20 protein-coding genes are annotated in these 20,077 nt (G+C 37.7%); 16 read left to right on the top strand and 4 right to left on the bottom strand.

Annotation, left to right across the window (positions count from 1 at the left end):
• Positions 1-37 precede the first annotated feature (37 nt).
• The 4 genes from JP39_RS06045 (at position 38) to JP39_RS06030 (ending at position 3,964) form a co-directional block, all read left to right on the top strand.
• A complete protein-coding gene (locus JP39_RS06045; RefSeq protein WP_041501078.1) occupies positions 38-2,272 on the top strand; it encodes a RelA/SpoT family protein in 2,235 nt (744 codons plus the stop codon).
• A complete protein-coding gene (gene dtd, locus JP39_RS06040) occupies positions 2,273-2,710 on the top strand; it encodes a D-aminoacyl-tRNA deacylase (RefSeq protein WP_041501077.1) in 438 nt (145 codons plus the stop codon).
• A gap of 2 nt (positions 2,711-2,712) precedes the next feature.
• Positions 2,713-3,336, top strand: a complete 624-nt coding sequence (locus JP39_RS06035) for an HAD-IA family hydrolase (protein ID WP_041501076.1) — start codon at positions 2,713-2,715, stop codon at positions 3,334-3,336.
• A gap of 232 nt (positions 3,337-3,568) precedes the next feature.
• The gene (locus JP39_RS06030) at positions 3,569-3,964 is read left to right on the top strand and encodes a hypothetical protein (protein WP_041501075.1); all 396 of its coding nucleotides are present in this window, start codon (positions 3,569-3,571) and stop codon (positions 3,962-3,964) included.
• 99 nt (positions 3,965-4,063) lie between these two features.
• Here JP39_RS06030 and JP39_RS12805 read toward each other — a convergent pair whose 3' ends face one another.
• From JP39_RS12805 to JP39_RS06020, 3 genes are all read right to left on the bottom strand, one after another.
• Complete coding sequence (locus JP39_RS12805) at positions 4,064-4,195, bottom strand: hypothetical protein (RefSeq protein WP_281176204.1); 132 nt, start codon at positions 4,193-4,195, stop codon at positions 4,064-4,066.
• Positions 4,196-4,737: 542 nt separating this feature from the next.
• The gene (locus JP39_RS12480; protein ID WP_082330655.1) at positions 4,738-5,265 is read right to left on the bottom strand and encodes a histidine phosphatase family protein; all 528 of its coding nucleotides are present in this window, start codon (positions 5,263-5,265) and stop codon (positions 4,738-4,740) included.
• A 101-nt stretch (positions 5,266-5,366) separates the two neighbouring features.
• The gene (locus JP39_RS06020) at positions 5,367-6,668 is read right to left on the bottom strand and encodes an N-acetylmuramoyl-L-alanine amidase family protein (protein WP_041501074.1); all 1,302 of its coding nucleotides are present in this window, start codon (positions 6,666-6,668) and stop codon (positions 5,367-5,369) included.
• Between the two features lie 1,094 nt (positions 6,669-7,762).
• On the opposite strand from JP39_RS06020, the gene hisS reads away from it, so the two are divergent.
• From hisS to JP39_RS05990, 6 genes are all read left to right on the top strand, one after another.
• On the top strand, positions 7,763-9,034 hold the full coding sequence (gene hisS / locus JP39_RS06015; protein ID WP_041501073.1) for a histidine--tRNA ligase: 1,272 nt from the start codon (positions 7,763-7,765) through the stop codon (positions 9,032-9,034).
• Between the two features lie 2 nt (positions 9,035-9,036).
• On the top strand, positions 9,037-10,806 hold the full coding sequence (gene aspS, locus JP39_RS06010; RefSeq protein ID WP_041501072.1) for an aspartate--tRNA ligase: 1,770 nt from the start codon (positions 9,037-9,039) through the stop codon (positions 10,804-10,806).
• A gap of 668 nt (positions 10,807-11,474) precedes the next feature.
• The gene (msrB, locus tag JP39_RS06005) at positions 11,475-11,918 is read left to right on the top strand and encodes a peptide-methionine (R)-S-oxide reductase MsrB (RefSeq protein ID WP_041501071.1); all 444 of its coding nucleotides are present in this window, start codon (positions 11,475-11,477) and stop codon (positions 11,916-11,918) included.
• A complete protein-coding gene (msrA, locus tag JP39_RS06000) occupies positions 11,919-12,437 on the top strand; it encodes a peptide-methionine (S)-S-oxide reductase MsrA (RefSeq protein WP_041501070.1) in 519 nt (172 codons plus the stop codon).
• Positions 12,438-12,504: 67 nt separating this feature from the next.
• Positions 12,505-13,383, top strand: coding sequence for a YitT family protein (locus JP39_RS05995; RefSeq protein WP_041501069.1), 879 nt, complete (start codon positions 12,505-12,507; stop codon positions 13,381-13,383).
• Positions 13,384-13,473: 90 nt separating this feature from the next.
• The gene (locus JP39_RS05990) at positions 13,474-14,373 is read left to right on the top strand and encodes a deoxyribonuclease IV (protein WP_041501068.1); all 900 of its coding nucleotides are present in this window, start codon (positions 13,474-13,476) and stop codon (positions 14,371-14,373) included.
• Between the two features lie 60 nt (positions 14,374-14,433).
• Here the strand turns inward: JP39_RS05990 and JP39_RS05985 are convergent, their stop codons facing one another.
• The gene (locus JP39_RS05985) at positions 14,434-15,255 is read right to left on the bottom strand and encodes a pyruvate, water dikinase regulatory protein (protein ID WP_041501067.1); all 822 of its coding nucleotides are present in this window, start codon (positions 15,253-15,255) and stop codon (positions 14,434-14,436) included.
• A 124-nt stretch (positions 15,256-15,379) separates the two neighbouring features.
• Between JP39_RS05985 and rpsU the strand changes: the two genes are divergently transcribed.
• The 6 genes from rpsU to recO all read left to right on the top strand — a co-directional run bounded on the left by rpsU (position 15,380) and on the right by recO (position 19,708).
• Positions 15,380-15,562 carry a 30S ribosomal protein S21 gene (gene rpsU, locus JP39_RS05980; RefSeq protein ID WP_010019742.1) on the top strand — a complete coding sequence of 61 codons (183 nt, stop codon included), beginning with the start codon at positions 15,380-15,382 and terminating at the stop codon, positions 15,560-15,562.
• A gap of 502 nt (positions 15,563-16,064) precedes the next feature.
• Complete coding sequence (locus JP39_RS05975; RefSeq protein ID WP_041501066.1) at positions 16,065-17,042, top strand: PhoH family protein; 978 nt, start codon at positions 16,065-16,067, stop codon at positions 17,040-17,042.
• A 15-nt stretch (positions 17,043-17,057) separates the two neighbouring features.
• On the top strand, positions 17,058-17,528 hold the full coding sequence (ybeY, locus tag JP39_RS05970) for an rRNA maturation RNase YbeY (RefSeq protein WP_041501065.1): 471 nt from the start codon (positions 17,058-17,060) through the stop codon (positions 17,526-17,528).
• Positions 17,529-17,601: 73 nt separating this feature from the next.
• Positions 17,602-18,033, top strand: a complete 432-nt coding sequence (locus JP39_RS05965) for a cytidine deaminase (RefSeq protein WP_483772842.1) — start codon at positions 17,602-17,604, stop codon at positions 18,031-18,033.
• A 2-nt stretch (positions 18,034-18,035) separates the two neighbouring features.
• Complete coding sequence (gene era, locus JP39_RS05960; RefSeq protein WP_041501063.1) at positions 18,036-18,950, top strand: GTPase Era; 915 nt, start codon at positions 18,036-18,038, stop codon at positions 18,948-18,950.
• Positions 18,950-19,708 (top strand): DNA repair protein RecO, encoded by a 759-nt coding sequence (gene recO / locus JP39_RS05955; RefSeq protein WP_041501062.1) that lies wholly within the window; start codon positions 18,950-18,952, stop codon positions 19,706-19,708. Before era ends, recO begins: the two co-directional genes overlap by 1 nt.
• Positions 19,709-20,077: the final 369 nt, after the last annotated feature.

Genomic DNA, 20,077 nt, shown 5'->3' with positions numbered 1-20,077 from the left:
CAATGAGTGCTTTTTATTGTAACGGGGTGAATATTTCATGAAAAAAATTAAAGATTATACACCAGAAGAAGTTTTAGATATTTGTCGTGGCTACATGAATGAGGAACACGTCGAATTTGTCAATAAGTCCTATCAGTTTGCGGCTTACGTTCACAAGGAACAAAAGCGTGCGACTGGGGAACCTTACATTATTCACCCAACTCAAGTGGCACAAATTTTAGCATCATTGCGTATGGATCCATATACTGTTGCAGCGGGTTACTTACATGATGTTGTTGAAGACACTAATGTAACTTTGGGGGATGTCAGAGAGTTATTTGGCGACCAAGTTGCGACTATCGTTGATGGCGTTACCAAAATTAGTAAATATAAATATCACTCACATCAAGAACTTTTGGCCGAAAATCACCGGAAGATGCTTTTAGCAACTGCCAAAGATTTGCGTGTCATCATGGTCAAGTTGGCCGACCGTTTGCACAATATGAGAACTTTGAAGGCATTGCGTCCTGACAAACAACGTCGAATTGCTAATGAAACTTTGGAAATCTATGCTCCACTAGCTGATCGTTTAGGTATCAGTAAGATCAAGTGGGAACTTGAGGATTTGTCATTACACTATATCAATCCGCAACAATACTACCGAATTGTTCATTTGATGAATAGTAAACGTGATCAACGTGAAGCTTATATTGCTGAAGCGATTGACTATATCAAGACGAATGTTGATGCTTTGGGCATTAAGTATGATATTTATGGTCGTCCTAAACATATTTATTCTATCTATAAAAAGATGCGCGATAAGCATAAGCAATTTTCTGAACTATACGATTTGTTAGCTATCCGAATTGTCGTTGATTCAGTTAAGGATTGTTATGCCGTCTTAGGTTCAATTCACTCCAAGTGGAAGCCAATTCCTGGTCGTTTCAAGGATTATATTGCTGTACCTAAAGCTAATGGCTATCAATCATTGCATACAACAATCATCGGACCCGGTGGTCAACCACTAGAAGTTCAGATTAGAACATTTGAAATGCACCAAGTCGCTGAATATGGTGTTGCTGCTCACTGGGCATATAAAGAAGGTAATTTTGAAGGCGTTCACTTAGACGATGATGAACAAAAAATCGATGTCTTCCGTGAAATTTTGGAATTGCAGGAAAACTCTGACAATGCTTCAGACTTTATGAAGTCAGTTAAGGGTGAAATTTTCAATGACCGTGTCTACGTCTTTACGCCTGAAGGTGAAGTTATCGAGTTGCCAAAGGGTGCGGTTACCTTGGATTTTGCTTATCAAGTGCATACTGAAGTCGGAAATCACTCGGTTGGTGCCAAAATCAATGGCAGAATGGTGCCTTTGAATTATCAACTCAAGAATGGTGATATCGTTGAAATGTTGACGAACTCGAACTCTTCACCAAGTCGTGATTGGGTCAATGTCGTTTACACTTCTCGTGCCAGAAATAAGATCAAACGTTACTTCAGAACGAAGGACCGTGAAGAAAATATTGTTCTCGGTCGTGAGTCGATTGAAAATGAGTTGAAGAATCGTTCCTTATCAAGTAAAAAATATCTCGACAAGAAACATTTGGAAATTGCGATGAAGATTTTCAACTATACTGAACCAGATGAGTTATTCAATGCCGTTGGTTATGGTGAACTTTCGCCAATTAACGTGGTTCACAAGCTAGTTAGTGAAGATCCTGACCGTAAGAAAGAGGCCGAGAAAAAAGAGCTTGAAGAGCAAGTTATCACTGATACTGATGACAATAAGACAACTCAACCTCAAGTTGACAGTCCTAAGCTTAAAAAAGAACGTAATAACGCTAATACCAGCATTTCTGTTCAAGGAATCGATAATCTATTGATTCGTTTGGCTAAGTGTTGCAGCCCTATTCCTGGGGATGATATTGTCGGATACATCACTAAAGGTCGTGGTTTGACAATTCACAGAGCCGATTGTCCTAACGTTCAGAGTGAGGATGCTAAGAAGCGTTTCATCGAAGTTAGTTGGGATAACGTCACTCAAGAAAAGCGTTATACTGCTGAATTGGACGTCTATGCCTTTAATCGTAATGGTTTAATTAATGAAGTTTTACAAGTAATCAACTCGAATACAAATACACTCAATAATGTGATTGGTCGTCTCGATAAAGAGAAGATGGCTATTATTCACGTAAGTATCGGTGTTAATAATAAGGAACATTTGGACAGTATTATTTCGAAATTGAAGAATATTCCGAATGTCTATGAAATCAAGAGGACGGTAGCTTAAATGAAAGTTGTAATACAACGAGTATCTCAAGCTAAAGTTACTGTTGACGACAAAATCCTTGGTCAAATCGATCAAGGATTTTGTTTGTTAGTGGCTTTTGCGGATGATGATACCGACGAAACACTCGAATATATGGCACACAAAATTGCAAATATGCGTGTCTTTTCCGATGCTGATGATAAAATGAACTTAGCGATAAATGATGTCGATGGTAAAATACTATCCATTTCTCAATTTACGCTTTACGCAGATACGAAACATGGTAATCGACCTAGTTTTACTGGGGCAGGCAATTTTGCAGATTCAAGCAAGAGATATGATCAGTTTAATGATTTATTGAGAGGGTACGGTTTAACTGTTGAAACTGGAGAATTTGGCGCGGATATGCAAGTATCACTTACCAATGATGGACCAGTGACTATTTTAATGGAGAGATAAAAATGAAAAGCATTGTTTGGGACTTTGATGATACTATTGCCAATAGTTATCCGGGGATTGTCTCAGCTACACAAAAATCTCTACGCGAAAACTTTGACATTAGCTTGTCGAAAGATACGATTTTTAAAGAAGCCAAGAAGACTTCAGTACGAAAATTTGTCAACGAATTGTTGAGTGACCAAGAGGATGTAGATCAGGCTGTTAAAGTCTTCTACGCTAGTTATTATCGATATGAGAAGGATTATCATGATAAAATCACGCTGATTCCTCATATTAAAAATATTTTGAAGTATTGCGATGAGAAACATTACATGCAATTTATTGTGACACATCGTGACGATTCAATTTATCCATTGGCTAAATCTTTGGGTATTGAACATTATTTCAAAGAAATTGTCAGTGTTGCAGATGATTTCAAGCGCAAGCCAGATTCTGAAATGTTAGATTACTTAATTGAAAAGTATGATCTCAAAAAAGAGGACCTCTGGGTCGTTGGTGATCGTAAGATTGATATCGACTTTGGCCGCAGCGTTGGGGCACAGACGATTCTCTTGAATTCAGAAAAAGTTGACTTTGATTATGATTATCAAGTTAGTGATTTGTTGGAAATTGAAAAAATAATTTAATGGATACGTGTGGTGCTAGTTAAATATGCCGTCGGAAGAGCTGGAAAATATTTTCAAGCTGTGCGGAACGGCCCGAGCCAAAGGGCGGTCTCGAACCACGGCACACAAATATTTCCCAGCTCTTCCGACTAATTAATCATTATTAGTTGAATATAAGAGTATTTAAATATTTTTAAACTATGAAATATTTGTAGTAGGATTTTAACTAGCACCATGCGTAATGGATGTAAATATGGATAGCAAACTTGAGAAATTAACTTATGACCAAATAGTAGCGATACATTTGGCAATTGAAGATAGTGAGGAAATTACCTTCAGTGAGAAACGACTTCAAAGTAACGTCGAATTTTTGAATCAATTCGATAATTTGAATGTTTATTTGACACATTTATTCTGCACAATTATTTGTGACGATATTTTTGACAAATATAATACGCAAACAGCGATTGCGGCGATGGACTTTTTCTTGCGTCGGAATGGGCATTGTTTGGACTTGAGTAATGAGCTGGATAAAGAAACCATTTTAGGGCTTGTTAAAACAATCAAGGAAACTCGTGAATTGAAAAAGACCGAACTTAATTATATTCAGTCACGTTTAGCTGATTGCGTTCATCCTTATAGTGAATAAGATTCTGTCAGAGGGTGGATTTGTTCACTTTAAATATAATTTTGAAAAAAAAAAGAAGTGGGTAATTTTGTATAAATTACTCGCTTCTTTTTTATGTTACTATGCTTGATTATTCTTTTGTTCTTTATATAACTTTCGATAATGTGACCATTCGTTTCGTTCCATCAGAAAAGTTTCACCTGTCTGCATATTTCTGACTTTATAGACGGTTGAGAAGAAATACAGATCCATTAGGGATGCAATTAAAAACAGAACTCCGATTCCACGGACGACCAGTGTAGCTAAACCAATCAATAATTCGAAGAATTGGCGTCGATTGTATGTTCTAAATAATTTTGGTAATTTTTGATTTTCGTCATAAAGTTCGCGACTATTTTTGGTAGGTAGTGATTTTTCAAAGTTTTTGATAATTGATTCCCCAGTGAGTATGATAAGTTTGACTTTCTTATTGTTGGTTAACGTGTAGTGCTAGTTAAGTATTCCGTCTCCAGAGCTTGGAAATATTCTCAAGCTGTGCGGGACGGTCCGAGCCAGAGTGCGGTCTCGAACCTCGGTTTGAAGCCTTGACACAGTTCGTCAAGTCTCCAAACGCGCCCGGTGGTATAAGGACGGGAGATTCCTCCCGTCCTTATACCACTACCACGGCACACAAATATTTCCCAGCTCTTCCGACTAGTTAATCTATATTAATTGAATGTAAAAGTATTCAGTTGCTTTTATATTCAACTTACTTTATATACTGAAATAAATTATCAATTAGCAGTATGCGTTGATTAATAATCAAGTCGATAAATACCGCAGTATGGAATTTGTGTCCGCATATCCAACCCCTTCATGCGACGGATAACTTGGCCATGGGTTACACAGCCGATACAGTCATAATCTTTTTTATATTTATCCAAGACTGAGCTAACACGATTGATAATTTGATCAGCAGTTTCGTAGTCCATACCTGAATTATGAGTATTATTTAAGTAATCATTATACGCTGCTTTAACTTGCGGATAGCCAGTCAATTTACGACCGGTCAAATCAGGGCGCCATTCGTGCAACATCAATTCAACTTGGGTCGGTAAGTTAGGATGAATTTTGACAATTTCCATAGCGGTTTGCATGGTTCTAGTGTAAGGCGAGACCAATAGCAGCTGCATTTGGTCAAAAATTGGGTCCAGCGCGGCTTTTTGAGCAACTTTAATACCATAAGGAGTCAAACGGGTTAAGTCACGTCCGTATCCAACGTAACCAGCTTGATCAACTTGCTTAAAATCTGGTTGAGAGTGGCGTATTAAGTAAACTTTCATTGGCATGACCTCCGTTTTTTGTAGACACGATATTTAATAATTTGTTTCAACTATAACAAAAAGAACCGTCATTTAACTAATAAATGACAGTTCTTTTCAATTTATTTAAAATATTCTTTTAAACCGTTAGTTACATCTTTTGCGACTGCCTCTTTATAAGTAGAGGAATTAATATGCTTATAATCGGTCATTGAGTTGATATAGCCTAATTCAATTAAGACAGATGGTTGACTGTTATAGTGCAAGACGTAAAGGTCCTTTTGAGCGGTCCCACGGTTGCCAATAGGTAAGCCTTTAAGCTGACTGTTCAAATCGTTAGCTAGGGTGCCATCTTTACCTTTGTTGTAATAGTAAGTTGTTACACCGGAACCAGCGTTAGCTTGAGCACTAGAGTCAAAGTGTAAACTGATAAATGCATCGGCTTGAATTTTACTTGATAGACGAGCTCGTTCACCAAGAGATTTACTATCATCACCAGAGCGAGTTAAGACTACACGAGCACCAGTCTTTTCTAGGTCACTCTTAATGGCTTTGGCATAGGCGAGGGTAAAGTTCTTTTCATAGGTGCTCTTCTTTGATTCCGCACCAGAGTCATCACCACCGTGACCAGGATCAATCACGATTGTAGCTTCTGAAATATTAGTTGCGGCGGACTTTACAGCACTCTTAGTACCAGAGATTGTTACGACCCAGCTAGCAACGTAGCCAACTGAACCGTCAGCGTCACGAACTTTGTACCATTTACCATCTTTACTCAAGAAGTCAAATTGTTTACCAACTTTAGCTGTTTTAACAACACGACCGTTTTGATCCGGATCGATACGCAATTTCGTGTTAGGTTGAGTGACTGTAACTTTCTTAATGTCATTATCAGATGTATTGGAAGAATTTGTTGAGCCAGAAGTTTCTTGGGTACCTTGAATGAAACTTGATTTGACCCAACCAGCAGTTCCACCGTATAAAATCTGTGTCCAATCTTGTTCCTGATACATAATAGTAACTTTTTGAGATTGTTCAATTGTTCCCAAAACGTTACTACCAGCATCAGCACTCTTGAAAACTGTTGTATTAGGTACTTTGACGATTCCAACTTTATTGGTTGCCGAACTAACTTCAGTGTTGTCGATCAACCAGCTGGCGACCCAGCCAATTTTGTCTCCGGATAATCTGACTTGATACCATTTGTTTTTTTCGTCCAAGATGGCCAATTTGTCACCTTTTTTAACTTGACCCATATTAGCATAGGATAGTCCTGGGCCGACACGAACATTTACGGAGTCAGACTGTACAACAACGGCATTGGCACTTGCTAAAGCCACTGTTGACCAACTCGAAAGGGCGAGTAATAACAAAATAGCAACAAGAATCCGGTTTTTAATAAAAAATTTAATAGTCTTTTTCATTTAACTGATTCCTTCGTTGTCAATTACTGACATTTCTACACCTTATATATTACTTAATATAGCGGTAAGTTGAAAGAAATGTTTGTAAATTTGTAATAAATTTTACCTTTTTAGAACTATTGTTCGTATATTTTTGTGAATTTGTCGTAAATTTGATTTTTGGGCTTTAAATATGCCGTCGGAAGAGCTGGGAAATATTCTCGAGCTGTGCGGAACGGTCCGAGCCAGAGGGCGGTCTCGAACCTCGGTTTGAAGCCTTGACATAGTTCGTCAAGTCTCCAAACACGTCCGGTGGTATAAGTACAGGAAGAAGTTCCCGTACTCATACCACTTCCACGGCACACAAATATTTCCCAGCTCTTCCGACTAATTGATCGGTAATAATTGAGTGTCAAAGTATTTAAGTGATTTTAGACCATGAAGTATTTTTAATGGATTATCAATCTAGCGCCAGGCGTTTAGATTGAATAAATATAGTTGATTAGGATAATTTGATACTGTTGTATAAGTATTTGAGACGTGAGTAAATAATTTGATTCTTAAATATGAAAACATGATTCAACAAGAGAGTTAGCAGTTCTAGCCATTATTTATATGTTATGAAGCTTTTATTTATGGTTTGTATTTTAAAATAAATTAGTTGGAAGAGCTGAGAGTATTCATATGCCGCGAGAGTGGCGTTAGAGCTTCAGCTCTTACACCACCGGGCGTGTTGGAGACTTACCGGTTTGTGGTAAGGCTTCAACCGAGGTTCGAGACCGTACTGTGGCTCGGACCGTACCGCGCAGCAGATGAATACTCTCAGCTCTGTAAACGGCAAACTTCAATAAACTTCCAACTTTTAATATTTTTGAAAACGTAAACATAGCCAAACTAACTTGACAATTTGGGTCATTTTGGATAATTTATAAGTATATTCGTAATCAAGTAAATCGTTTTACAGAGAATCTGGTGGCTGAGAGCAGATAACGACTGATTGTGTGACTTTTTATCGTTTGGCAGGCGTTAACTGCAGCAAAAAAACTAGGTGGTACCGTGCGGAATGCACCCTTGTCTTATTTAGACAAGGGTGTTTTTTATTTAAGGAGGATTATATGCGTTATCAAAAACCGAAAGGGACGATGGACATTTTGCCTGGGGAATCTCAAAAATGGCAATATGTTGAATCAATCGCTCAAGAAACTTTCAATAAATATCGTTTTTCAGAAATAAGAACGCCAATCTTCGAATCATACGAAGTCTTTGAAAGATCATCAGGTGATACATCTGATATTGTTTCAAAGGAAATGTATGATTTTAAAGATAAAGGTGACAGACGTTTAGCTTTGAGACCTGAAGGAACAGCTGGTGTCGTTCGAGCTTACGTTGAAAATAAACTTTACGGACCAGAACACATCAAGCCTTATAAAGTTTGGTACAAGGGCCCTATGTTCAGATATGAACGTCCTCAATCAGGTCGTCAACGTCAATTCCATCAAATCGGTGTCGAAGCTTTCGGTTCCGATTCTCCAGAGTTAGATGCAGAAATTATCTCAGTTGGCTTGGAATTCTTGAATCGCTTGGGAATCAAGAATTTGAAAGTTGCTATCAACACTTTGGGTGATCCAGAGTCACGAGCAGCTTATCACAAAGCCTTGGTTGATTATTTCACACCATTTAAGGATCAATTAAGTGATGATTCTAAGATCCGTTTGGAAAAGAATCCACTTCGAATTCTTGATAGTAAAGATGCTAATGATAAGAAAATCGTTGCCAATGCACCATCAATTTTAGATTATTTGAATGATGCTTCGGCACAACGTTTTGAATATCTTAAGAGTTTGTTGGACGACCTCGATGTTAATTATGAAGTTGATTCAACAATGGTTCGTGGTCTTGACTATTATAACCACACAATCTTCGAATTCATGGTAACCGATCCGGCATTTGACAATAAGGAGATTACTGTCTTAGCTGGTGGTCGTTACAATGGTTTGGTTGAAGAACTTGGTGGACCAGAAACACCTGGTATCGGTTTCGGACTTGGTGTAGAACGTTTGATGTTGCTTTTGAAGGATGAAGATCTTCCAAGCACTGATAATCTTGACGTTTACTTAGTAACAATTGGTGAAAAAGCTGAACGTGCTTCAGTGAAAATTCTTTCTAGCTTACGTAGAGCTGGATTCTGTGCGGATAAGGATTATCTACAAAGAAAAATCAAAGCTCAATTCAAGACTGCCAATAACTTAAATGCAAAATATACAGTAACAATTGGTGATTCAGAATTGGAAAATGATACTGCTAGTGTTAAAAATATGGCAACTGGCGAACAAGTCAGTGTATCATTGGAAAATTTGGCCGAAGAATTGAAAAAAATCGAGGGATAAACATGGAAGAAAGAACAGAATATTGTGGCAACATTACTGAAGAGTATGTTGGTAAAAAAGTTTCTTTAGATGGCTGGGTTCAACGACGCCGTGATTTAGGTGGATTGATTTTCGTTGACCTTAGAGATTATAAGGGCATCGTTCAATTGGTTTTCAATACTGATAATCAAGAAGCACTTGATGCTGCTGAAAATCTTAGATCAGAATATGTTGTCAATGTTATAGGTACTGTTAGACTTCGTGGTGAAGGTGCTACTAACGAAGATATGAAGACTGGTAAAGTTGAAGTTGTTGTTGAAAAGGTTGAAATCCTTAACAAATCTTTGACACCACCATTCGAAATTAAAGATGGTATCGACTCATTAGAAGAAACTAAATTAAAGTATCGTTACCTTGATTTACGTAGACCTGAAATGCAAAAAGCTATCAGAACACGTGCCCAAATCAAGCATTCTGTTAACGAATATCTTTATGACAATGGTTTTATTGATATCGAAACACCTAATTTGACACCATCAACACCAGAAGGTGCCCGTGATTACTTAGTTCCTTCACGTGTTTACCCTGGACGTTTCTTCGCACTTCCACAATCACCACAATTGTTCAAGCAATTATTGATGGTTGGTGGATTTGACCGTTACTTCCAACTAGCACACTGTTTCCGTGATGAAGACCTTCGTGGTGACCGTCAACCTGAATTTACACAAATTGATATTGAAACAAGTTTCATGAACAAGAAAGAAATTCAAACTGTTACTGAAGGACTTATTGCTCGTGTTATGAAAGACGAAAAGGGTATCGAAGTTAAAACTCCATTCCCAAGAATCGACTGGGATGACGCCATGGATCGTTATGGTTCAGATAAGCCCGATGTTCGTTTTGGTATGGAATTACAAAACTTGAACGATGTCTTCCAAGACACAGAATTCAAAGTCTTCAAGGGTACTATTGATAACGGCGGCCAAGTTAAGGCAATCGTTGTTAAGGGTGGAGCTGACAAGTATTCAAGAAAGAATATTGAAGCTTACCAAGAATACATCAAACGATTCGGTGCTAAAGGTTTAGCATGGACTAAATACAATGACAACGAATTAGCTGGTGGTGTTGCTAAATTTATCAAACCTCAAGAAGCTGCTTTAGTTGAACGTCTTGGCCTTGAAAACGATGATTTGTTACTATTCGTCGCTGACAAGAAGAAAGTCGTTGCTGACGCTTTAGGTTACTTGAGAAAAGCTATTGCTAAGGAACAACATTTGTATGATCCTAATGAATTTGCATTCATCTGGGTTGTTAACTGGCCATTGTTCGAATACGATGAAGGAATCCAACGTTGGACTGCCGCTCACCATCCATTCACAATGCCAAATGAAGAAGATGTTCACTATCTAAACGACGGCGAAGATCCTCATAAGGCATATGCACAAAGTTATGATATCGTCTTGAACGGTTACGAACTTGGTGGTGGATCAATTCGTATCCACGATTACAAGATTCAAGAAAAGATGTTGAAGGCTTTGGACTTTACTAAAGAAAAAGCTTACGAACAATTCGGCTTCCTATTGGATGCCTTACAATACGGTTGTCCTCCACATGGTGGTTTGGCTATCGGTTTGGATAGATTTGCAATGCTTCTTTCAGGCAAAGACAACATTCGTGACGTCATTGCTTTCCCTAAGAACTCAAATGCTACCGAACCAATGACACACGCTCCACTTGAAGTTGCAAAACTACAATTGGACGATCTTGGAATTGAAGTTAGCAAAAAAGACTAGATAATTATTAATCTCAAGCAATTAGTTGCTTGGGATTTTTTTATGTTTTGAAAAATGCCACCTTCGGGTGTCAGTAATTGTAGTTCTGCTATGGGGACCGGTCCGAGCCAAAATGCGGTCTCGAACCTCGATTTGAATCCTTGCCAAAGTACGGCAAGTATCCAAACTCGTCCCGTGGTGTAATTGCTAAAGCAATAACGACACCTCCATTGTGGACTACAATTACTGATACCCGAAGGCTAGTGTATTATTGAAAATCAGGTTTACTAATGATTAATTAAAAATTGAAGAAATTATTTATACAGTATATGCATAGTGCTGGTTGATAACCTACTGCAAATATTTCATAGTTTAAATTTGTTAAATACTTTCACATTCAACTAATAACGGTTAATTAGTCGGAAGAGCTGGGAAATATTTGTGTGCCGTGGTAGTGGTATAAGTACGGAAGAAATCTTCCGTACTTATACCACCGGACGTGTTTGGAGACTTGACGAACTGGGTCAAGGCTTCAAACCGAGGGCCGAGACCGTACTTTGGCTCGGGCCGTTCCGCACAGCTTGAGAATATTTCCCAGCTCTGGAGACGGCATACTTGAATAAGCAAAAATCTAGAAATAATTCCTTGAAAGCATATACTAAAACGTATACAAGAGAAGGAGTGATTTGATGTCTGAGGAATATAAGAAGGATTTAACCAATCTGACTGATGAAGAATACCAAGTGACTCAAAATGCGGCTACTGAACGTGCTTTTACTGGAAAATATGATGATTTCTATAAAAAAGGAATTTATGTTGATGTAGCTAGTGGCGAGCCATTATTCTCATCAGCTAAAAAGTATGATGCTGGTTGTGGGTGGCCATCTTTTACTGAACCGATTGCAAAACTAAAGGAACATCGTGATCAATCATTTGGTATGGAGCGGACGGAAGTTACTAGTAAATCGGCTGGTTCACATTTGGGCCATGTCTTTACTGATGGTCCAAAAGATCAAGGTGGTCTACGTTACTGTATCAATTCAGCATCATTGAAATTCATTCCCTATGAAGATATGGATGAACAAGGATATACTGATTATAAAAAATACGTTGAAAACGGGGATGCTGAATAGATGAAAAAAGAAACTGCAATTTTTGCTGGAGGTTGTTTCTGGTGCATGGTTAAGCCATTTGACGAACAACCAGGAATTATCTCAGTTGTATCAGGATACTGTGGTGGACACGTGGAAAATCCCACTTATGAACAAGTTTGTACTGAAACAACCGGTCATGCTGAATCAGTTGAAATAACTTTTGACAGTGAAATTGTTTCATATAAAGATTTGGTTGAATTATATTGGCAAATTGCTGATCCAACTGATGCAATGGGACAATTCCAAGACCGTGGCGATAGTTATCGTCCGATTATTTTCTATCAAAATGAAACTCAAAAAGAAATCGCTGAAGCATCGAAAAAGGCGTTGTCAGAATCAGGTGAGTTTTCTGATCCTATCGTGACAAAAATTCAACCAGCAACGACTTTTTATCCTGCTGAGGACTATCATCAAGACTTTTACAAAAAGAATCCTGAACGCTTTGAACTCGAAGAGAGCGGTGGACGGGCTGATTTTATGAAAAAACATCAGAAATAAGCTGAAAACTCCACTATTTGTGCTAATATGTTTAGGTAACTTATGACGACTAGGAGAAATTTTTAGTATGGGTGAATTAGATAAGCTGATTGAAAGACATCAGAACTTATCCAAAATTTCAATAGCATTTTTATATTCAATTGCTGTTTCAATTGCGGTTAACATGTTCTGGACACCAGGTGGGATTTACGGTTCTGGTGTTACCGGTGCTGCTCAGTTGATTTCGACAATTTCACATCGATGGTTGCCATTTAATTTGTCAACCTCAATAATGTATTTCGCATTGAATGCACCATTATTTGTACTTTCTTGGCGTAAAATCGACCACAAGTTTACCTTTTTCACTATAATTGCGGTTGCTTTGGCCAGTACAATGATGCATTTATTGCCACCAGTTAAAATTACAGCAGATCCGTTAGTTTGTGCCATTTTCGGTGCGGTTGCTAATGGTTTTGGTACTGGTATGGCGTTGAGAAATGGTATTTCTACCGGTGGGATTGATATTTTAGGAATTATTTTGCGTAAGAAAACCGGTAAAAGTGTGGGAACAATTAATATTATGTTCAACATTTTCATCGTTGCGTGTGCCGGATTTTTATTCGGTTGGGTGCATGCGCTTTACAGTGCGGTCAGTATTTTCATCAATGGTCAAGTTATCGATATGATCTACAACAAGGATCAAAAACTTCAAGTTATGATAGTTACTTCTAAACCTAAAAACGTTATTACACAAATTCAAAATGAAATGCGCCGTGGTATTACAATTGTCCATGATGCGGAAGGTGCTTATAAGCACGAAGAAAAGACTATTCTTTTCACAGTTATCTCACGTTCTGAATTACACGATTTGGAAAATGCGATGGCTCTATCCGATCAACATGCGTTCGTGAGTGTTACTGATACGATCACGATCATGGGACGGTTCTATCAGGCTCATATATATTAATTACGTAAAAGTGAAATCATTTGGTTTCGCTTTTTTTGTTGTCTTTTTCCTATGATATAATTTCAGTAGATAAATCAGGGAGGTTTTTTGATGATAATTGGTTCACATGTTGCAATGAAAGCACCCAAGATGCTTGTCGGTTCAGCCGAAGAAGCACACAGTTATGGCGCCAACGCGATGATGATTTTTACTGGTGCCCCACAAAATACACGTCGTAAGGACGTTTCAGAAATGAGGATTCCTGAAGGACAGGCACTTTTGAAAGAATACGGAATTGACCATATTATCGGTCACGCTCCATATATTGTTAATCTTGGTAACACCGTTAAGCCGGATAAACTACCGTTTGGAATTTCGTTTATGCACGATGAGTTTTTACGTGCCGATGCATTGGGAATTGAGGCTATCAGTTTTCACCCCGGAGCACATTTGACTGCCGAACCAGATGTTGCTTTGAAACAAATTGGTCAAGCCCTAAATGAAGCTATCATGCCCAATCAAAAAGTTAGTGTAGCGATTGAAACTATGGCAGGTAAGGGAACTGAAGTCGGAATTACTTTCGAACAAATTGCTGAAATTTTCGATAATTGCCAGCAAAATGATAAGCTATCCGTCACAATGGATACTTGTCACATGAGTGATGCTGGTTACGATGTTAAAAATGATTTTGATGGTGTGTTGAATGAATTTGACCATATCATCGGTTTGGACAAATTATCAGTTATTCATTTGAATGATTCAAAGAACGATATGGGTTCACACAAGGACCGTCATGATGATATTGGCTTTGGTAAGATTGGCTTTGACGCTTTGAGCTATGTTGCACATCATCCACAGTTGGAAAATGTGCCTAAGATTATGGAAACCCCTTATGTTAAAAAAGATGAAAATGACAAAAAGGGTGTCGCTCCTTATAAAGCGGAAATTGAAATGTTACGTAATAATGTGTTTGATCCAGAAATGAAGAATAAATTGATTGCTGGAGAATAGCACAAAAATACGCTTGTAATCGTTAAGTTGATTACAAGCGTATTTTTTAGTAAATTATTTTTAGCTATTCTGATAACCATTGAAATTGAGCTTTTCCATAATAATTGCAGCAGTTTCCTCAATTGAACGGTCAGCAACATTGATTACTGGGCAACCAAGTTCTTTGTATATTTGATTTGAATAATCAAGTTCCTTTTTAATTTCATCACTGTCAGAATATGTTGTATCAGGGTTCAATCCGTAAGCAATCATTCTCTGACGGCGAATTTTAAGCAAAACATTCATGTCATTAGTCAAACCGATGATTCTCTTCTTGTCAACGTCCCATAATTGCTCTGGGAGGTTAGTTGTTGGCCCCAATGGTAGATTAGCTACCTTGATGTTTTTATTGGCGAGATAGAGTGATAATGGCGTTTTCGAAGTTCTGGAGATTCCTAATAAAACTAAATCTGCCTCTAGTAGACCCTTGGGATTTTGACCATCATCATTTGTGATAGTAAATTCCATGGCAGAAATCATATCGAAGTAATTTTTATCAAGTTCATGGAGCAAACCTTTTTTACGTAAAGGCGTTTGATGAGTCATCTGTGAGAAAGTTCCGATAATTGGGTTCAAGATATCATAGTAGACAATACCGTTGTCTTGACAAAATTCATTGATGATTTCGCAGATCTCTTTTGAGACAATTGTGTGTAAAACCACTGCTTTCTTCTCTTTTGCCTGATCTAAGATGGTTTTTAACTGATCATCTTGTTTAATGAACGGATATTTCGTAAAAGTAATATCCATCTCTGGAAATTGTATGAATGCTGCTCTAGCAACTCTCAGAGCAGTTTCTCCGACACCATCGGACAGAACAAAAACGTCTAATTCCTGTTTCATAATAAATTCCTCCAAAAAAAATGTAAAAAAATATTTGAACATTAGCTTCTTTTTGTTATAATAACATATGAACTGCTAGAGCAATAGTACAGTTACGTTTTAAATCGGAAGGAGGGATTATCATATGGCAAAAACCGTCGTTCGTGAAAACGAGTCGCTTGATGATGCTCTTCGTCGATTCAAACGTTCAGTTTCAAAGAGTGGTACTCTTCAAGAATATAGAAAACGCGAGTTTTACGAAAAGCCAAGTGTCAAAAGAAAGTTAAAGTCTGAGGCTGCTCGTAAGCGCAATAAGAAACGTCGTTAATTCGATAGTTTCTAAAAGATTAGTCCTGATTGGCAATATGCCTGTCAGGACTTTTTTTGCTTTTGTTTTTTTCCGCTGGTTTATTTTGTTTTACGTAATTTACTTTGACTACTAAAACGCGGTTATTTAAATATCTTATCTGAAATAACAAATTTTATAAATTATAATCAGATCTGTAGACGCAGCGGTAGTCTACAGTCGAACAAGCGTTATGTTAGTGGTAAAATGGTAGAAGCCATAGTATTACGCATGGTGCTAGTTGATTACCTACTACAAATATTTCATAGTTTAAAAGTACTTAAATACTTTTACATTCAACTAATAACGGTTAATTAGTCGCAAGAGCTGGGAAATATTTGTGTGCCGAGGTTCGAGACCGTACTTTGGCTCGGACCGTTCCGCACAGCTAGAGAATATTTCCCAGCTCTGGAGACGGCATATTTAATCAGCACTACACGTATAGTATTATCATTTAATGTAATATACGGAGGGTCGAATTTTATTGACAGAAAACGTTGAACAAATTAAAAAAAGCATTCAGATCAAAAATCCTCAAAATGCAGTTAACCTTTTTGGCGTTAATGACAGTAATTTGCATTTGATTGAAGAAGGTTTGAATGTTGAAATCCATGCATTCGGTGACCGCCTTGATGTAACTGGTGTTGAGAGTGACGTTAATAATGCAATGGCATTACTAAGGAAACTGATGGAGTTGACTCAATCTGGCGTGAGTTTGGGTTCTGCCGATGTTGTCAGTGGTCTAAAAATGCTTGAACGTGGTACTTTGGATTACTTCGGTGATCTTTATAAAGATGAATTAATCAAAGACTTTAGTGGTAAACCTGTACGAGTACGTAATTTTGGTCAAAGACAATACGTGAATGCCATCGATCATAATGACATCACCTTTGGAATTGGACCAGCTGGTACTGGTAAAACTTATTTGGCCGTAGTTATGGCTGTGGCTGCTTTAAAACAGGGAGCAGTTCAAAGAATCGTTCTAACTCGTCCTGCAGTTGAGGCTGGAGAGAGCCTAGGCTTCCTACCAGGTGATTTGAAGGAAAAGGTTGATCCTTACATGCGACCAATCTACGATGCCTTATACGCGATTATGGGCTCAGATCACACAAGTCGTTTACTTGAACGTGGCGTTATTGAAGTAGCTCCTTTAGCATATATGAGAGGTCGTACTTTGGATGAAGCTTTTGTCATTTTAGATGAAGCTCAAAATACAACTCGTGAACAGATGAAAATGTTCTTAACTCGTCTAGGCTTTGGTTCAAAGATGATTGTCAACGGTGATATTTCTCAAATTGATTTACCTGGACACACTCGCAGTGGATTAGTTCAAGCACAATCAATTTTGAAAAATTTACCACACGTTGAATTCGTTAATTTCAGTTCAGCTGATGTTGTTAGACATCCAGTTGTTGCGGAAATTATTGATGCTTACGATGAATCAGATAAAATCGAAAAATAATTACTGGGGATTATTATGGACTTAGAAATTTATAATGATGATAATTTAATTGATCAAAAACGTGAAGATTGGGTGAAAGATATCGTCCAATTTACTTTTAACAAATTGGAATTGAAAGACAATACGCAATTGTCGATCCATTTTGTGACTAAAGATAAGATTCATGAAATCAACAAGGAATATCGTGATACTGACCGAGCAACCGATGTAATCAGTTTCGCTATCAATGATGGTGAAGATTCATTGGATTATTTGGAAGCACAAATTCCTGATTTACCAGTTGATTTAGGCGATTTATTCATCAGTGTTGAAATTGTTGATGAACATGCCAAAGACTATGAACATTCATTTGACCGTGAATTAGGTTATACTATTGTTCATGGTATCTTGCATTTGAATGGTTACGATCATATCAAGCCTGAAGATGAGAAGGTTATGATTGGTTTACAAGAGAAGATTTTGAGTGCTTATGGATTGGAAAAATAACTATTAAAAAGAATATTGGACGATAAGCCCGATATTCTTTTTTTTGACCATTCATCTGTATTATAATTATTAACTGAGATACACAAAAAAGGAGACTGAACTAGTGGAAATTAATGAGAAGCAATTATTTGATGCAGCAAATAAGGCAATGACTAACGCCTATGCTCCTTATTCGCATTACACGGTTGGCGCTGCCATTCTGTGTGACGATGGGAAAATCTACTCTGGTGTTAATGTTGAAAATGCCTCATATGGTTTAACGAATTGTGCTGAGAGGACAGCTATTTTCAAAGCCGTTTCAGAAGGTGCTAAACATGTTTCGAAGATCATAATCATCAATGGGACCAAAGAATTATCAAAGCCCTGTGGAGCTTGTCGACAAGTTATGAGCGAGTTTATGGGTCCAGAAGATACAGTGTTTTTAGCAAACAACACGAATGATTTCAAAGAATATACCTTTAAAGAAATTTTGCCACTAGCATTCAGTGATAAGGACATGGATTAATTATGGATAATAAAAATTACAAATCAGGTTTCGTTGCCATTATTGGACGCCCCAATGTTGGTAAATCAACCTTTATGAACCGCATCATTAAGGAACAAATCGCCATCACATCACCAAAGGCACAAACAACTAGAAATAAGATTCAAGGAATTTATACTGACAACGAACGTCAAATTATTTTCTTGGACACACCTGGTATTCACAAGCCTCACAATGACTTGGATCAATACATGGATAAAGCTGCCATTTCAGCCCTTAAAGAAGTTGATGCTGTCTTATTCATGACTGAAGCCGGTGAGAAATCGGGCCCTGGTGATAAATTTATCATTGAAGAATTGAAGAAAGTTAAGGCACCAGTCTTTCTGGTTCTAAACAAGATTGATTTGATCAACCCTGATGATATGGCTCCACAAATTGATGAATACAAAGATTTGATGGACTTTGCCGAAATTATTCCTATTTCAGCAACCAACGGTAACAATATCGACGATTTAATCGATACTTTGACAAAACACTTACCAGTTGGACCACAATATTACGCTGACGACCAAATCACTGATCACCCTGAATATTTCATCGTCGGAGAATTGATTCGTGAAAAGATTTTGGAAGATACACGTGATGAAATTCCTCACTCAATCGCTGTTGTCGTTGAATCAATGAATCAACGCAGTGCAGCCGGAAAACTTCAAGTTGAGGCTAATATTTACGTTGAACGTGATAGCCAAAAGCCAATCGTTATCGGCCGTGGTGGTGCAATGTTGAAGCATATCGGTATCGGTTCACGTATTAAGATTGAACATTTGCTTGGCGAAAAGATCAACTTAAAACTTTGGGTTCGTGTAAAGAAAAACTGGCGTGATGATAAAGCATTCTTAGCAAGTGCTGGCTACTCAATGAAGGACTTGAAAGATTAATGGCTAACACGCCTACTAATTTTTTTGGTATCGTAGTTCGGCGCCAACGCTACAAAGAACGGGATGCATTAGTCACCATTTTGACCAGAGAATATGGATTTAGAACCTTTTTCGTCCGAGGAACACAAAATGCAAAGTCGAAAATATCAGGCTCAGTGATTACCTTTTCATATGGCGAGTACACAGGAGTTATTAAAGATAATGGCTTGTCATTTCTAAATTCAGCTAGTAATATCAAGCAGTTTGATGAAATCATGCAAGACATTGAGTTAAATGCGTATGCAACATTCTTATTCGATTTGTATCATGAAGCATTTGTGGATGATCCAATACCAGATAGCTGGTACAGACTGTTGTTTAAGTCATTGTTGTATATCGAGAATGGCTATGATGCTCAAATTATCGTCAATATTATGCAGATGAAGTTGTTAGATGCATTTGGAGTATCGCCAAATATGGATTCATGTGTAGTAGGCGGAGAAACAGAAGGGAATTTCGATTTTTCAGTCCTATTGGGTGGATTATTATGCTCAAAACATTTTGACAGCGATATTCATCGATTGCATATTCCCAAGCGAATCGTATATTTTCTAAGATTATTCAGTAAAATCAGCTTAGATCAAGTTGGAAAGATTGAAATCAAAGAAAATAATAAAGACTTAATTCAACATGCAATAGATTCAATTTACCTTGGTACAGTGGGATATTATCCTAAGAGCAAAACGTTTATTGATAGAATGAAAAGATGGCATATGTAATTTTTTTATGTTATTTGTCTAATGAAAGTATCTAGAATATAAACATAATTGAATATTTTTACATTCAATTATTACTGATAAATTAGTCGGAAGAGCTGGGAAATATTTGTGTGCCGTGGTAGTGGTATAAGGACGGGAGAAACTCCCGTCTTTATACCACCGGACGTGTTTGGAGACTTGACGAACTGTGTCAAGGCTTCAAACCGAGGCCCGAGACCGCTCTTTGGCTCGAGCCGTTCCGCACAGCTTGAGAATATTTTCCAGCTCTGGAGACGGGATACTTAATTAGGACCTTCAGTAAACCAATTGACAATCATCAAAAAAATGGTTATATTGATTTATGTTGAAACAGCGACGAAGGACAGTGAA

The organism is Companilactobacillus heilongjiangensis (assembly GCF_000831645.3).
Classification (GTDB): domain Bacteria; phylum Bacillota; class Bacilli; order Lactobacillales; family Lactobacillaceae; genus Companilactobacillus; species Companilactobacillus heilongjiangensis.
Note: the sequence above shows the minus strand (reverse complement) of the source record. Positions and strands in the feature narration are given on the sequence as shown.